At 70.3% G+C, this 16,002-nt stretch carries 11 protein-coding genes; 10 read left to right on the forward strand and 1 reads right to left on the reverse strand.

All coding sequences use genetic code 11. The features are described 5' to 3' along the window. Positions 1–35 precede the first annotated feature (35 nt). From ACZ52C_RS06565 to ACZ52C_RS06580, 4 genes are all read left to right on the forward strand, one after another. Positions 36–1,703: a fumarate hydratase gene (locus ACZ52C_RS06565; RefSeq protein ID WP_469073697.1), complete on the forward strand. Its 1,668-nt coding sequence runs from the start codon at positions 36–38 to the stop codon at positions 1,701–1,703. 123 nt (positions 1,704–1,826) lie between these two features. Continuing rightward, positions 1,827–3,212 carry a class II fumarate hydratase gene (locus ACZ52C_RS06570; RefSeq protein WP_469073698.1) on the forward strand — a complete coding sequence of 462 codons (1,386 nt, stop codon included), beginning with the start codon at positions 1,827–1,829 and terminating at the stop codon, positions 3,210–3,212. A 114-nt stretch (positions 3,213–3,326) separates the two neighbouring features. Further along, positions 3,327–4,019, forward strand: a complete 693-nt coding sequence (gene fomD, locus ACZ52C_RS06575; RefSeq protein ID WP_469073699.1) for a cytidylyl-2-hydroxypropylphosphonate hydrolase — start codon at positions 3,327–3,329, stop codon at positions 4,017–4,019. A 343-nt stretch (positions 4,020–4,362) separates the two neighbouring features. Then, entirely contained in the window at positions 4,363–6,474 is a 2,112-nt protein-coding gene (locus tag ACZ52C_RS06580; RefSeq protein ID WP_469073700.1) for an ATP-binding SpoIIE family protein phosphatase, read from the forward strand. 174 nt (positions 6,475–6,648) lie between these two features. Here ACZ52C_RS06580 and ACZ52C_RS06585 read toward each other — a convergent pair whose 3' ends face one another. Continuing rightward, positions 6,649–9,027, reverse strand: coding sequence for a transglycosylase domain-containing protein (locus tag ACZ52C_RS06585; protein ID WP_469074156.1), 2,379 nt, complete (start codon positions 9,025–9,027; stop codon positions 6,649–6,651). Positions 9,028–9,361: 334 nt separating this feature from the next. Between ACZ52C_RS06585 and ACZ52C_RS06590 the strand changes: the two genes are divergently transcribed. From ACZ52C_RS06590 to ACZ52C_RS06615, 6 genes are all read left to right on the forward strand, one after another. After that, positions 9,362–9,886 (forward strand): PadR family transcriptional regulator, encoded by a 525-nt coding sequence (locus ACZ52C_RS06590; RefSeq protein WP_045559260.1) that lies wholly within the window; start codon positions 9,362–9,364, stop codon positions 9,884–9,886. Further along, positions 9,883–10,587 carry an ABC transporter ATP-binding protein gene (locus ACZ52C_RS06595; protein ID WP_469073701.1) on the forward strand — a complete coding sequence of 235 codons (705 nt, stop codon included), beginning with the start codon at positions 9,883–9,885 and terminating at the stop codon, positions 10,585–10,587. The genes ACZ52C_RS06590 and ACZ52C_RS06595 overlap by 4 nt, the downstream gene beginning before the upstream one ends. Then, entirely contained in the window at positions 10,584–12,947 is a 2,364-nt protein-coding gene (locus ACZ52C_RS06600) for an ABC transporter permease (protein ID WP_469073702.1), read from the forward strand. The genes ACZ52C_RS06595 and ACZ52C_RS06600 overlap by 4 nt, the downstream gene beginning before the upstream one ends. Before the next feature lie 72 nt (positions 12,948–13,019). Then, on the forward strand, positions 13,020–13,553 hold the full coding sequence (gene ahpD / locus ACZ52C_RS06605; protein ID WP_469073703.1) for an alkylhydroperoxidase, AhpD family: 534 nt from the start codon (positions 13,020–13,022) through the stop codon (positions 13,551–13,553). A 195-nt stretch (positions 13,554–13,748) separates the two neighbouring features. After that, the gene (locus tag ACZ52C_RS06610) at positions 13,749–14,543 is read left to right on the forward strand and encodes a class I SAM-dependent methyltransferase (RefSeq protein ID WP_469073704.1); all 795 of its coding nucleotides are present in this window, start codon (positions 13,749–13,751) and stop codon (positions 14,541–14,543) included. Positions 14,544–15,157: 614 nt separating this feature from the next. After that, complete coding sequence (locus ACZ52C_RS06615) at positions 15,158–15,931, forward strand: isoprenyl transferase (protein WP_319102615.1); 774 nt, start codon at positions 15,158–15,160, stop codon at positions 15,929–15,931. The last annotated feature ends 71 nt before the right edge of the window (positions 15,932–16,002 follow it).

The raw sequence follows: 16,002 nt of genomic DNA on the forward strand, positions 1-16,002 counted from the left end.
GCCGAGAGCCGAGTGCCGAGTGAGGAATGGGCGACATGCCTGAGTTCGAGTACACCGATCTGCTCCCCATGGGAGAGGACACCACCCCGTACCGGCTGGTGACCTCCGAGGGTGTCTCCACCTTCGAGGCCGACGGGCGGACGTTCCTCAAGGTGGAGCCGGAGGCGCTGCGCAAGCTGGCCGCCGAGGCGATCCACGACATCCAGCACTATCTGCGTCCGGCGCACCTCGCGCAGCTCCGCCGGATCATCGACGACCCCGAGGCGTCGAGCAACGACAAGTTCGTCGCGCTGGACCTGCTGAAGAACGCGAACATCGCGGCCGCCGGTGTGCTGCCCATGTGCCAGGACACGGGCACGGCCATCGTGATGGGCAAGCGCGGGCAGAACGTCCTCACGGAGGGCGGCGACGAGAGGGCCCTGTCCCAGGGCATCTACGACGCGTACCTGAACCTGAACCTGCGCTACTCGCAGATGGCTCCGCTCACCATGTGGGAGGAGAAGAACACCGGGTCGAACCTGCCGGCGCAGATCGAGCTGTACGCCACCGACGGCGGCGCGTACAAGTTCCTGTTCATGGCCAAGGGCGGCGGCAGCGCCAACAAGAGCTTCCTCTACCAGGAGACGAAGGCCGTCCTCAACGAGGCGTCCATGATGAAGTTCCTGGAGGAGAAGATCCGTTCGCTGGGGACGGCCGCCTGTCCGCCGTACCACCTGGCGATCGTGGTGGGCGGTACGAGCGCCGAGTACGCGCTGAAGACCGCGAAGTACGCCTCCGCGCACTACCTGGACGAGATCCCGGCCGAGGGTTCGCCGCTCGGTCACGGGTTCCGGGACAAGGAGCTGGAGGAGAAGGTCTTCGAGCTGACGCAGAAGATCGGGATCGGCGCGCAGTTCGGCGGCAAGTACTTCTGCCACGACGTGCGGGTCGTCCGGCTGCCGCGGCACGGCGCCTCCTGCCCCGTCGCGATCGCCGTCTCCTGCTCGGCCGACCGCCAGGCCGTCGCGAAGATCACCGCCGAGGGCGTGTTCCTGGAGCAGCTGGAGACGGACCCGGCGCGGTTCCTGCCGGAGACCACGGACGAGCACCTCGACGAGGCCGGCGACGTCGTGAAGATCGACCTCAACCAGCCGATGGACGCCATCCTCGCCGAGCTGACCAAGTACCCGGTGAAGACGCGGCTCTCGCTCTCCGGGCCGCTGGTCGTGGCGCGCGACATCGCGCACGCCAAGATCAAGGAGCGGCTCGACGCGGGCGAGGAGATGCCTCAGTACCTGAAGGACCACCCGGTGTACTACGCCGGCCCGGCGAAGACCCCCGAGGGGTACGCCTCCGGTTCCTTCGGCCCGACGACGGCCGGGCGCATGGACTCCTACGTCGAGCAGTTCCAGGCGGCCGGCGGCTCCAAGGTGATGCTGGCGAAGGGCAACCGGTCACAGCAGGTCACGGACGCGTGCGGGTCGCACGGCGGGTTCTACCTCGGCTCCATCGGCGGCCCCGCCGCCCGCCTCGCGCAGGACTGCATCAAGAAGGTCGAGGTCGTCGAGTACGAGGAACTCGGCATGGAGGCCGTCTGGAAGATCGAGGTCGAGGACTTCCCGGCGTTCGTCGTCGTCGACGACAAGGGCAACGACTTCTTCAAGGACCCGGCCCCGGCGCCCACCTTCACGTCGATCCCGGTGCGCGGGCCCGGCCTGGCGTAGTCCTCCGCGGAAGTCCGTGACGGCGGCCCGGCCCGGGACCGGGCCGGGCCGCCGCGTCGGTCGTGGTCACCCTGACGGGGTACGGCCGGGAACATCACGGACGGCCGGGACGCTGTACCGGGCATGAGTGACTACCGCGTCGAACACGACTCCATGGGCGAGGTCCGCGTGCCGGCGGACGCCAAGTGGCGGGCCCAGACACAGCGGGCGGTCGAGAACTTCCCGGTCTCCGGGCAGCACATCGAGCGCGCCCACATCGAGGCCCTGGCCCGGATCAAGGGCGCGGCCGCGAAGGTCAACGCCGAACTGGGCGTGCTCGACAAGGACATCGCCGAGGCGATCCGGGAGGCGGCCGACGAGGTCGCGGAGGGCCGCTGGGACGCGCACTTCCCGGTGGACGTGTTCCAGACGGGCTCGGGGACGTCGTCGAACATGAACACCAACGAGGTCGTCGCCACCCTGGCGAGCGAGCGGCTCGGCCGGAACGTGCATCCGAACGACCACGTCAACGCCTCGCAGTCGTCCAACGACGTCTTCCCGTCCTCGATCCACATCGCCGCCACCGCCGCCGTGACGCGTGATCTGATCCCGGCCCTGGAGCATCTCGCCGACGCTCTCACCCGCAAGTCAGTGGAGTTCGCGGACGTCGTGAAGTCCGGTCGTACACATCTCATGGACGCCACGCCGGTGACTCTCGGCCAGGAGTTCGGTGGCTACGCGGCCCAGGTGCGGTACGGCGTCGAGCGGCTCACGGCCTCGCTCCCCCGGCTCGCCGAACTCCCCCTCGGCGGAACGGCGGTGGGCACGGGCATCAACACACCGCCCGGGTTCTCCGCCGCCGTCATCGCGGAGGTCGCGCGGGCCACCGGGCTGCCGCTCACCGAGGCGCGGGACCACTTCGAGGCGCAGGGCGCGCGGGACGGGATCGTCGAGACGTCCGGCCAGCTCCGTACGATCGCGGTCTCCCTCACCAAGATCGCCAACGATCTGCGGTGGATGGCGTCGGGCCCGCGGACCGGTCTCGCGGAGATCTCGCTGCCCGACCTCCAGCCCGGTTCCTCGATCATGCCCGGCAAGGTCAACCCGGTGATCCCGGAGGCCGTTCTCATGGTCGCCGCGCAGGTCACGGGCAACGACGTCACGGTCACCACGGCGGGCGCCTCCGGCAACTTCGAGCTCAACGTGATGCTGCCGGTCATCGCCAAGAACGTGCTGGAGTCCGTCCGGCTGCTCGCGAACGTCTCGCGGCTGCTCGCCGACCGGACCGTGGACGGGATCGTCGCGAACCGGGAACGGGCCCGTGAGTACGCCGAGTCGTCCCCGTCCGTGGTCACCCCGCTCAACAAGTACATCGGGTACGAGGAGGCCGCGAAGGTGGCCAAGAAGGCGCTCGCGGAGCGGCGGACCATCCGGGAGGTCGTCCTGGACGGCGGGTACGTCGAGCGCGGCGATCTGACGCTGGAGCAGCTCGACGAGGCGCTGGATGTCCTGCGGATGACACGGCCGTGACCGGACGGCGAGTTCCGGCCTTCGCGGGTGTCCCCCGGGTTACCGATTCCCGCCGAGGCGTGAACCGTGACCGGTACCGCAGCGTCATATGCGCATGACACCTAATATCTGCGCATGGGAGACGACGGAGTGGTGAGACGAGTGGAAGCGGGCGGGGCGACGGCGTTCTGGGAGCCGGGAAGTCAGATCCTGTGGCGTTACCGGGAGAACGGTGGCGAACGCTTCCATATCGCGCGTCCCGTCACGGTGGTGCGCGACGACGCGGAGCTGCTGGCCGTGTGGATGGCACCGGGCACCGAGTGCGTACGACCCGCGCTGGCGGACGGCGCCTCGCTGACCTCGGTACCGCTCGACTCCCGCTACAAGCAGCCCAGGAGCGTGCGGCTCGGCCGCTGGTCAGGCACCGGAGTGCTGAAGCTGGCACGGCCGGGCGAGCCGTGGTCGGTGTGGCTGTTCTGGGAGCAGGGTTGGCGTTTCAAGAACTGGTACGTCAATCTGGAGACACCACTGGCCCGTTGGGACGGCGGTGTGGACTCAGAGGACCACTTCCTGGACATCTGCGTGTATCCGGACCGATCGTGGAACTGGCTCGACGAGGACGAGTTCGCGCAGGCCCAGCAGGACGGTCTGATGGACGCTTCGGCGGCCGAGCGGGTCCGGGAGGCGGGGCGGTCGGCGGTGGAGGTGATCCGCGCGTGGGGCCCGCCGTTCTCGGACGGTTGGCAGCACTGGCGCCCGAATCCGGCATGGGGAGTACCGTCTCTCCCGGACGACTGGGACCGTACGCCCGCGCACTTGTCCTCATGAGACCCTTGATGCGCCCCCGGTCCGCAACCGTAGGATCGTCCTCCGCAATGGTTCACAGGGGCAACTCCCGCAGTTCGGGCAGGGCTTGACCGTACGTCACCGAGGGGCGGCAAGACGTGATCAAGGGGTACGAGGGTTACACCGGGACGAGCCGGAGACGGCCCGGCGGACGGGCAGTACTGTCGTTCGGCGAGCCCGCCGGTACCGTGTGTGCCACAGGAACTGCCTCTGACCACGCGGGAATTCCGTTCCCAGGACACGTAATCCGGGTATCGGCCTTTCTGCGGGACGAAGTATCGGGTTTGCGGGACGCACTGCGCTCACGAAGCGCAGTCCCGGACGGATGGATTCGACACGCGTGACGGAGCACCCCACCTCCCACGAGCGCCCTCAGGGTGGCGCCGGCCCCACGGATCCCCGCGGGGCGCTGCTGCGTACCCAGGAGTCGATGCGCACCGCGCCCGCCACGGCCTTACCCGCTCAGGCACGCATGGGTGACGCGCCGGCCGAGCCGGGCACCGCGGCCCCCTGCGCGAAGAGCGAGGCGCCCTCGGAGCACGCGCAGCCGGCGCTCTCCGAGCACTCGCAGCCCGCGGCCACCGAGCCCGACCCGCACCGCCCGAGGCCCGCGCCGGAGACCATCCCGGCGCAGCCCGGCGGTGAGCCGGACCGCTCCGGCTCGGCTCCGGCCGGTCTGGAGCGGCGCGGCGGGCAGGGAGTGCCGCCCGGCGCCCCCATGCCCATGCGGCGGGACGGCGACCGGCTGCGCTTCGTGGGCGCCGCGACCCGGCGGATCGCCCGGGGCATCGACCTGGACGAGATCGTGATGGGTCTGTGCCGGGCCACCGTGCCGACGTTCTCGGACGCGATCCTCGTGTATCTGCGCGAGCCGCTGCCGGTCGGCGACGAGCGGCCCACCGGGCCCATGGTGCTGCGGTTGCGCCGCACCGACCGGATCCCGGAGGAGCGGGACACCGAGGGCGGCTTCATGCCCTCGTCGCTCCAGCCCGAGCAGCCCGTCGACCTGGCCGTCGTCACCGCCGAGCAGTGCGAGGTACGTCCCGGTGGGGCGCTCGCCGAGGTGCTGCGGGGCGTGCGCCCGGTCTTCGCGGACGCCCCCGCCGCGCACGACGCGCTGCCGGAACTCCTCGGCCCGGACGCCGAACTGACCGTGCCGAACGGCCAGCGGGCGATCCTCGCGCCGCTGCGCGGGCGGCGTCGGGTGATCGGCGCGGCGGTGTTCCTGCGCCGCCCGGAGCGGATGGCGTTCGAGCAGGACGATCTGCTGGTCGCCGCCCAGCTCGCCACGCACAGCGCGCTCGGCATCGACAAGGCGGTGCTGTACGGCCGCGAGGCCTACATCGCCGACGAGTTGCAGCGCACGATGCTGCCGGAGGCGCTGCCGAAGTGCACCGGCGTGCGCCTCGCGCACCGGTATCTGCCGGCCGCGGAGACCGCGCGGGTCGGCGGCGACTGGTACGACGCGATCCCCCTCCCGGGCAGCCGGGTCGCGCTGGTCGTGGGCGATGTGATGGGTCATTCGATGACGTCGGCCGCGATCATGGGTCAGCTGCGGACCACCGCGCAGACCCTGGCGGGGCTGGATCTGCCGCCGCAGGAGGTGCTGCACCACCTCGACGAGCAGGCCCAACGGCTCGGTACGGACCGCATGGCGACCTGTCTGTACGCCGTGTACGACCCGGTCTCGCACCGGATCACCATCGCCAACGCCGGGCATCCGCCGCCGGTGCTGCTGCATCTCGGCGGGCGCGCCGAGGTGCTGCGGGTGCCGCCGGGGGCGCCGATCGGCGTGGGCGGGGTGGACTTCGAGGCGGTCGAGCTGGACGCGCCGGCCGGTGGCACGTTGCTGCTGTACACCGACGGGCTCGTGGAGTCCCGGCTGCGGGACGTGTGGACCGGGATAGAGCAGTTGCGGGAGAAGCTGGCCGCGACCGCGCAGCTGACCGGGCCGGATCATCCGCCGCCGCTGGAAGCGCTGTGCGACGAGGTGCTCGACATGCTCGGTCCGGGGGACCGTGACGACGACATCGCGCTTCTTGCCGCGCGGTTCGATGGGATCGCTCCCAGCGACGTCGCGTACTGGTTCCTGGAGCCGGAGGAGATGGCTCCGGGGCGGGCGCGTCGGCTGGCCCGGCATGCCCTGTCCCGCTGGGGGCTGGAGGAACTGACCGACTCGGTCGAGCTGTTGATCAGTGAGGTCGTCACCAACGCGGTGCGGTACGCGACGCGGCCGGTGACCCTGCGGTTGCTGCGGACCGATGTGCTGCGGTGCGAGGTGACCGACGACGTGCCGCAGCTGCCGCGGCTGCGGCAGGCTCGGGCGACGGACGAGGGGGGCCGTGGGCTCTACCTGGTCAATCGGCTGGCCAAGCGGTGGGGGGCCACGCGGTTGAGCGCGGGGAAGGTCGTCTGGTTCGAGCTCAATCCGGCGTGAGCGCTCCGCTGGGCCACGCCGCTCAGAGCTCGGGACCGACCGTGCTCTGAGCAACAGCCGGTTCGTCGTGGCTGGTCGCGCAGTTCCCCGCGCCCCTCAAGGGCCTACGGCCTTGAACGCGCGAAGGGGGCGCCCGGTGTTTTCACCGGGCGCCCCCTCGCTCTGTCAGGTGCGCTAGTCGTCCACCTGTGGATCGTTGGGGTTCGTCGGGAACTCGATGCCGCCGTCGTCGCCCGACGGAGTCTCCTCCGGGGTCGTCGTCGGGGTCTCCTCCGGGGTGGTCTCCGGGGTCGTCGGGGGCTCGCTGGACGGCTCGTCCGGGGTGGGCGTCTCCGACGGGGTCGCCGACGGCGTCTCCGAAGGAGTCTCGGACGGCGTCTGCGACGGGGTCGGGGACTCCGTGGGCGCGACCGCGGCACCCTGCTTGGTGTCCAGGTCGAACTTGGTGGTCTTGTCCATCACACCGAAGGTGTACGTGGCCCAGATCTGGGCGGGGAAGCCACCGCCGTTGACCCGGGGGACGCCGAGGGCGTTGTACATCGAGACGTGCTTGCCGTTCTTGCTCATGTCCTCGCCGAACAGGCCGACGGAGGTCACGAGGTTCGGCGTGTAGCCGGTGAACCAGGCGGAGCGGTTCTCGTCGGAGGTACCCGTCTTGCCGGCGACCTGCTGGCCGTTACGGGCCGGGTTGTCGCGGACGGAGGTCTTGGCCGTACCGTCGTCGACCACGCCGGTGAGGACCGAGGTGACCGTGTCGGCGGCCTCGCGGGTGATGATCTGTTCGCCGATCGGGGCGTCGAACTTGACTTCCTCGTCCCGGCGTTTGGCCTCGGCGATGATGCTCGGGGTGACCTTCTTGCCGTGGTTGTCGAGAGTGGCGTAGATGCCTGCCATCTCCAGCGGGCTGGCCCCCATGGAGCCCAGGGTCTGGGCGGGGACCGCCTGCATGCCCTCGGTGTCCATGCCGAGCTTCCCGGCGACCTCCATGACCTTCTCCATGCCCACGTCCACGCCCATCTGGGCGAAGACGGAGTTGATGGACTTGTTCATGGCGGTCTGCACGGTGACGTCGCCGTAGTCGACGTTGTCCTCGTTCGGCGGGGCGAAGCCGACCGCGGTGCCGTCGTCCGTGACCTTGTGCCGGCTGTCACCGTCGTAGACCGTGCTGGCGGTGATCGGGTCGCCGTCCTGCGTCTCGGCGTCCTCGTCGACCGCCGCGGCGAGGATCACGGGCTTGAAGGTGGAGGCGGGCTGGTAGTCCCGGCGGGTGGCGTTGTTGGTGAAGTGCTTCACGTAGTCGACGCCGCCGTACATGGCGACGACCTTGCCCGTCTTCGGGTCGACGGAGACGGCGCCGGCCTGGATGTGCTTGTCGACCTTGCGCTTCTTCGTGTCGAGCTTGCTGGTGAGGCGTTCCTTGACGGCCTTCTCCAGCGCGGCCTGCTTCTTCGGGTTGATGTTCAGCGTGATCGTCCAGCCGCGCAGGTCGATGAGCGCCTTGGCGTCCTCGGTGTCGTCCGCCTTGCCCGAGGCCACGAGCTGCCTGGCCAGCTGGTTGTTGGCGGCCTCGACCAGGTAACCGTTCTGGCCGGCCATGCCGGCGGCGGCCTGGGGCGGCTTGGGCTTGGGGAGCTTCATGCCCGCCCGCTCCGAGGCGGTCAGCTTCTTCATCTCGACCATGTTGTCCAGCACGTAGTTCCAACGCGCCGTGACCAGCTTCTTGCCGGTCGGGGTGGCGGTGGCCAGGTCGTACTGGCTGGGGGCCTGGAGCAGCGCGGCAAGGTAGGCGCCCTCCTCGACGGTGAGCTTGTTGGCGTCCTTGCGGTAGTACGCCTGGGCGGCGGCCTGGATGCCCCAGGCGCTGCGGCCGTAGAAGCTGGTGTTGATGTAGCCCGCGAGGATGTAGTCCTTGGACTCCTCGCGCTCCAGCTTCAGGGAGATGACCAGTTCGTTGAGCTTGCGGGTCACCGTCTGGTCGGACGTCAGGTAGTAGTTCTTGACGTATTGCTGGGTGATCGTCGAGCCACCCTGCTTCCCCTTGCCGGAGAGGGTGTTGATCACACCGCGCGCCATGCCCTTGAAGTCGACGCCGGGGTCGTTGTAGAAGGTCTTGTTCTCAGCGGCGACGAAGGCCAGCTGGACCGGCTTGGGGACCTTGTCGAGTTCGACGATCTCGCGGTTGGTGTCGCCGGTGCGGGCGAAGATCTTGCCGTTGGAGAACTTGTAGACGTTGCTCTCCTGGGTCGCCTCGGGGTTGCCCTTGGGGATGTCGATCATCAGGTAGAGCACGATGAAGGCGCCCATGCCGAGCAGGCAGACACCGAAGAAGGTGCCGAGGATCTTCTTCCAGGTGAACAGGCGGCGGAGGAAGCTCTTGTCGCTCTTCTGCTTCTTCTTGTTGCCGGCCTTGGCCGCGGCCCTGGCAGCCGCCCGGCCGCCGCCCTCGGGCGGGGCTATGACCGCCGTCGCCCCCGCTTCGCCTCCGGACGAGCGCTGGGGCGCCGCGCGGCGACCGCCGCGCTGCCGCGCTCGTCTTTCTTCCGCTCGTCCCATGGCTCCGGTCCGCTCCGACTTCTGCTCGGTCTCATACGTCACTCGGGTCTTGTCAGCTCAGCAAGCTAACACCGAGGACTGTGACAAGAGGGAGTCGGTCCGCTCTGTGGCGACGTGACAAAGCGCACGCGCTGCGTGCGGTCACAGACCTCATCCCACCGGAACGGACGTTCCAAGGGGGGCGATGGTTGCCCCACCCGACCCACGAGTTTCCGACGCCGTCGGTGACAGAACCGTGACAATCGGCTCTGACCAGGGCCCGCTTCACCTCCGACGGGTACCTATACACGGTAGGTATACGTGCGGTGTATACCTCGTGTGTACAGTCGTGCTCATGTCCATCGGTCACACCCTCCTGGGACTCCTGGAGTCCGGGCCCCGACACGGTTACGACCTGAAGCGGGCCTTCGACGAGAAGTTCGGTCACGACCGGCCGCTGCACTACGGCCAGGTCTACTCGACGATGTCGCGGCTGCTGAAGAACGGCCTCGTCGAGGTCGACGGCATCGAGCCCGGCGGCGGCCCCGAGCGCAAGCGGTACGCGATCACCGAGGCCGGCATCACGGATGTCCAGCGGTGGCTCGCGACGCCCGAGAAGCCCGAGCCGTATCTGCAGTCGACCCTCTACACCAAGGTCGTCCTCGCCCTGCTCACCGACCGGGACGCGGCCGACATCCTCGACACCCAGCGTTCCGAGCACCTGCGCATGATGCGCATCCTCACCGACCGCAAGCGCAAGGGCGACCTGGCCGACCAGCTGATCTGCGACCACGCCCTGTTCCACCTGGAGGCCGATCTGCGATGGCTGGAGCTGACCGCCGCCCGACTGGGCAAGCTGGCCGAGGCGGTGACCCGGTGAACTCGGCCTTCTCGCCGGCCCCCGCCGGTTCCCTCCTCGTCGCGACCGACCTGCGCAAGGCCTACGGCCCGACCACCGCGCTGGACGGCGCCGCGTTCTCCATCCACCCCGGCGAGGTCGTCGCGGTGATGGGCCCTTCCGGCTCCGGCAAGTCGACGCTGCTGCACTGTCTCGCCGGGATCGTGCCGCCCGACTCGGGCTCGATCACGTACAACGGCCGCGAGATGGTCTCCATGAACGACGCCCAGCGCAGCGCGCTCCGGCGCAGCGAGTTCGGGTTCGTCTTCCAGTTCGGCCAGCTCGTGCCGGAGCTGACGTGTGTGGAGAACGTGGCCCTGCCGCTGCGGCTGAACGGCGCCTCCCGCAAGGAGTCCGAGCGGACCGCCCTCGGCTGGATGGAGCGCCTGGAGGTCGACGACCTCGCCCGCAAGCGTCCCGGTGAGGTCTCCGGCGGCCAGGGCCAACGGGTCGCCGTCTCGCGGGCCCTGGTCACCGGCCCCCGGGTGCTCTTCGCGGACGAGCCCACCGGCGCGCTCGACTCCCTCAACGGCGAGCGGGTGATGGAACTGCTCACCGAGGCCGCCCGGTCCACCAACGCCGCCGTCGTCCTGGTCACGCACGAGGCACGGGTGGCCGCGTACTCCGACCGCGAGATCGTCGTACGGGACGGCCGGTCCCGGGACATGGAGCGCGTCGTATGAGCACCGCCGTGTTCCGCCAGTGGTACCGGGACCTGGCGATGGGGGTGCGGTTCACCTTCACCGGGGGCCGTGAGGGTTGGGTGCGGGCCCTGCTCACCGCCGTCGGGGTGGGCCTCGGGGTGGCGCTGCTGCTGCTCACCGCGGCGGTGCCGAACGTGCTGTCCGCGCGGGAGACCCGCGAGGAGGCCCGGCAGGACCGGGGGATCGGCTACCTCGAGCCCCAGTCGAAGCCGACCGACAAGAGTCTGGTCATCGCCGACACCGACACCGAGTACCGGCAGCAGGAGATCCGGGGACGGCTCCTCGAACCCGAGGGCGCGGGCGCCCCGCTGCCGCCCGGGGTCGCCGAGTTCCCCGCGCCGGGCGCGATGGTCGTCTCCCCCGCCCTGTCCGACCTGCTGAAGTCCGACGCCGGGAAGCTCCTGCGCGAGCGCCTGCCGTACGAGACGGTGGGCACCATCGGCCAGGCCGGGCTCATCGGCTCGACCGACCTCGCCTACTACGCGGGTGCCGAGGGGATCGCCGACCGCGTCGACGGCTCGGTGGTGGCCCGGATCGACGCGTTCGGGACGGACACCACCGGCGCGCCCGACGAGGACGAGGTCGACCCGATCCTCGTGCTGCTCACCCTGGTCGTGTTCGTGGTGCTGCTGATGCCCGTCGCGGTCTTCATCGCCACGGCCGTACGGTTCGGCGGCGAGCGGCGCGACCGCAGGCTGGCGGCGCTGCGGCTGGTCGGCTCCGACGGGCGGATGACCCGTCGGATCGCGGCGGGCGAGGCGCTCGCGGGCTCCCTGCTGGGGCTGGTCTTCGGCGCCGGATTCTTCATGCTCGGCAGGGAGGTCGCCGGCTCCGTCGAGGTCTTCGACGTCAGTGTGTTCCCGAGCGACCTCAACCCCTCCCCCGGTCTGGCCCTGCTGGTCGCGCTCGCGGTGCCGGCCGCCGCCGTCCTTGTCACCCTGTTCGCGCTGCGCGGTGTCGTCATCGAGCCGCTCGGCGTGGTGCGTACGGCCCGGCCGCCGCGCCGCAGGCTCTGGTGGCGGCTGCTGCCGCCGCTCGCCGGTCTCGCCCTGCTCTACCCGATGATCGGCCAGGGCTCGGAGAACGGGGACTTCAACGAGTACCTGGTGATCGGCGGTGTCGTGCTGCTGCTGTTCGGCATCACCGCGCTGCTGCCGTGGGTCGTCGAGGCGTTCGTCGCCCGGCTGGGCTCCGGCGCCGTCTCCTGGCAACTGGCCGTCCGCAGACTTCAGTTGAGCAGCGGTACGGCGGCCCGCATGGTCAACGGCATCGCGGTGGCGGTGGCCGGCGCGATCGCCCTGCAGATGCTGTTCTCCGGCATCGAGGGCCGGTACGAGGTACCGACCGGGCAGGACACCGCGCGAGCCCAGCTGGAGCTCGTCCTGCCCGACGACGCCCGGGTGGACGTCGTCAGCGAGAAGCTGAAGCGGGCCAGGGGGGCGCAGACCACCGCGACGCTCTCCAGCGCGACCGTCTCCGCCACGGCCAAGGACCCCGAGGTGTCGACGGAGCTGACCCTCGGCGACTGCGCCGCGCTGCGCGAACTGGCGAAGATCTCCTCCTGCCGCGACGGCGACGTCTTCCGGATGGAGTCCCTGGAGAACCTGGAGGACCCGGCCTCGGCGGAGCTGGTCGAGCCCGGGAACACGGTCTACTTCGACCCGACCTACACCGGCGAGGAGCAGGGCGCCGAGATCGCCTGGAAGCTGCCGACCGAGATACGCGGGGTGCCGGAGCGCGCCGACCCGTTGCGGAGCGGGACGTACGGGCTGCTGGTCACCCCGGGCGCCCTGCCGGCGAAGACCGAGAAGGAGTTCTACGGCACGGTCTACGTGCGGACCGACCCCCGGGTGCCGGACGCGCTCGACGAGGTGCGCAACGCGGCCGTGGCGGTCGATCCGCTGATCCGGACCTGGGAGTGGGAGCTGACGAGGCGGGTGGACCAGTTCGCGGACATCCGCACCGGACTGCTGGTCGGTGCCGCCGCCGTGCTCGCCCTGATCGGCGCGAGCCTGCTGGTCTCCCAGCTGGAGCAGTTGCGCGAACGCAGGAAGCTGCTGTCGGCGCTGGTCGCCTTCGGCACCCGGCGTCGCACCCTGGGTCTGTCCGTGCTGTGGCAGACGACGATCCCGATCGCCCTCGGCCTGCTCCTCGCCTCGACGGTCGGGGTGACCCTGGGCGCGGTCCTGCTGCGGATGACGAACGTCGGGGTGTCCGTCGACTGGTCGGGGGTGCTGTCCATGGCCGGCATCGGCGCGGGCGTCGTCGTCCTGGTCACGGCGCTGAGCATGCCGCCGCTGATGAGGATGATGCGCCCGGAGGGGCTGCGTACGGAGTAGGCCGGTGCCGCGGGGTCCCCGCGGCACCGCCACACTGGACCCCGTCGGCCGCCCACCGGGAGTGAGGACGCCATGTCGCTCGACACCTTGAGGTCCCTGATTCCGGACTACGCGGGGGACCTCCGCCGGAACCTCGACGCCGTCCTCGGTGACTCCCGGCTGTCGGCGCAGCGGTTGTGGGGCACGGTGCTGGCCACGGCGATCGCCTCGCGTTCGGCGATCGTGCTGCGCGAGCTGGCACCGGAGGCGAGGGCGCGGCTGTCGCCGGAGGCGTACACCGCGGCGAAGTCCGCGGCCGCGGCGATGGCGTTGAGCAACGTCTTCTTCCGGACCCGGCATCTGCTGTCCGACCACGAGTACGGCGCGCTGCGGACGGGGCTGCGGACGAAGGCCATCGGCGGTCCCGGGGTGGACCGGGTCGACTACGAGGTGTGGGCGCTCGCCGTGTCCGCGATCAATGCGTGCGGGGCGTGTCTGGACTCGCACGAGCGGGTGCTGCGCGAGGCCGGGGTGAGCCGGGAGACCGTGCAGGAGGCGTTCCGGGTCGCTTCGGTGGTGCAGGCGGTGGGGGTCACGGTGGAGGCGGAGGCGGTTCTCTCCGAGTAGGGCGCGGACGCCTCGCGGCGGGTGGCCGGGAATCGCCTGAGGGCTCGGGGGGGGTGGGGTCGTGGGGCGGCTGCGGGTCGGAGGGGCTGGTCGCGCAGTTCCCCGCGCCCCTGAAGGGCAGGGGCTTCGCCCACTGCCCTTCAGCGCCGGAAAACCAGTCGCCGATCGCTTCGTCGCTGGGGAAAATCGGGTCCCATGACTTCCCTCCCCTCCCCCGCCTCCGCAAGCCGCACCTTCGAAGAGCTCGTCGCCGAGGGCGATGCCGTGCCCACCGAGGGGTGGGACTTCTCCTGGTTCGAGGGGCGGGCCACGGAGGCCCGGCCGTCGTGGGGGTACGCGCGGGGAATGGCCGAGCGGCTCGGGCGGGCCTCGGCGGCGCTGGACATCCAGACCGGGGGCGGTGAGGTGCTCGCCTCCGCTCCCCGGTTTCCGGCGGTGACCGTGGCCACGGAGGGGTGGCCGCCGAACGTCGCGAAGGCGACGGCGCTGCTGCACCCCCGGGGCGCGGTGGTGGTGGCCTGTGACCAGGACGCGCCGCTGCCGTTCGCCGACGGGGCGTTCGACCTGGTCACCAGCAGGCACCCGGTGCGTGCGCACTGGGCGGAGATCGCCCGGGTGCTGCGGCCCGGCGGCACGTACTTCGCGCAGCACGTGGGGCCGAGCAGCGTCTACGAGCTGGTCGAGCACTTCACCGGCCCGCTGCCGGAGGAGAACCGGAGCGCCCGCCACCCGGACCGGGAACGCGTCGAAGCCGAGGCGGCCGGCCTGGAGATCGTGGATCTGCGGGCCGAGCGGCTGCGGATGGAGTTCCACGACATCGGCGCGGTCGTGCACTTCCTGAAGAAGGTCGTCTGGATGGTGCCCGGCTTCACGGTCGAGGCGTATCTCCCCCAGCTCCGCTCCCTGCACGAGCGGATCGAGGCCGAGGGCTCCTTCGTCGCGCACAGCGCCCGCCATCTGTTCGAGGCCCGGAGGCCGTCGGCCGGCTGAGCCGGTGTCCACATCGTTATCGCCCGCGGCTTGGCTTATCCGGGTCTACTCGCGTAGGTTCAGACCAAGGTAATTCGCGTGAGCAAAGCTGCGCGGCACGGCCTCGCGCAGTGGAGGGGGCTGCGCGAAGCCGGGCACCCCACTCTCGGCGTCAAGCGCGCGTTCCGCCCGCGCTTCACCCGTACGGGGGCGTCGAGGCGCTTCTCCCCGGAAGTCGCACAACGATACGCAAACCCCACATTCCCGCCGGGATTCCTCCATTCTCCCTTGGAATCCGCCGGGATTCGGCCATGATCACCCTTCGATCACACCCTGAATGAACGCTTCCGCACTCACCGGCGCGCGGTCGTCCGGCTCCGGAGAGTAGTTGTGGCACGCCGATGCACGCAGCATCACTCACGAAGGGTTATGGTGGAAACCCCCCCTCGGGCCGGTCCGTCTCCCCCCCACGGACCGGCCCGTTTTTTCTGCCCGGAAGACGGCCCTCCCAGGAGGTCGCACCAGGGGCCCCGGGCGTGGCCCGACCCCGCACACCCCTTGGCGCAGTTGGCCTCCAGCCCCGGTAGGCTCTGCCAACCTAGGGGACTGCCACCGCATCGGAGGGGCTGGAAGAAGTGAACCTGCGCGACACACTGCGGGGCCTGCTGGTCAAGGTCTACGCACGCAGGGTCGAGGGCCACCTCGACCACGCCCAGGTGCCCGAGCACATCGGTGTGATCGTGGACGGCAGCCGCCGCTGGGCGAAGGCCGCGGGCTCCACCACCGTGCAGGGCCACCAGGCGGGGGCGAACAAGATCGAGGAGTTCCTCGGCTGGTGCACCGAGACGGACGTGAAGGTCGTCACGCTCTGGCTGCTCTCCACCGACAACTTCAACCGCCCGAAGGAAGAACTCGTCCCGCTGCTCGGGATCATCGAGGACACCGTCCGCTCCCTCGCCGCCGACGGCCGCTGGCGCGTGCACCACGTGGGGGCGCTGGACCTGCTCTCCCCCGGGATGCAGCGCGCGCTCAAGGAGGCCGAGGAGGCCACCGCGGACGTCGACGGGATACTGGTCAACGTGGCCATCGGGTACGGCGGGCGCCAGGAGATCGCCGACGCCGTCCGCTCGATGATCCAGGACGCGCACGACCGGGGCACCTCGATGGAGGAACTCGCCGAGAAGGTCTCCGTGGACCTGATCGGCAGCCACCTCTACACCGTCGACCAGCCCGACCCGGATCTGGTGATCCGTACCAGCGGCGAGCAGCGGCTGTCCGGATTCATGCTCTGGCAGACCGCCCATTCGGAGTACTACTTCTGTGACGTCTTCTGGCCGGCCTTCCGGAAGGTGGACTTCCTGCGCGCCCTGCGGGACTACGCGGCGCGCCACCGCCGCTACGGAGGCTGAGCTTCCGCACCCCACGTGAGGTGTGGAGCACCTTCACCGGGACAGAAGTAACGAGGAGTTCACCGGGACGC

The sequence above is a fragment of the Streptomyces sp. NPDC034049 genome (assembly GCF_055575575.1).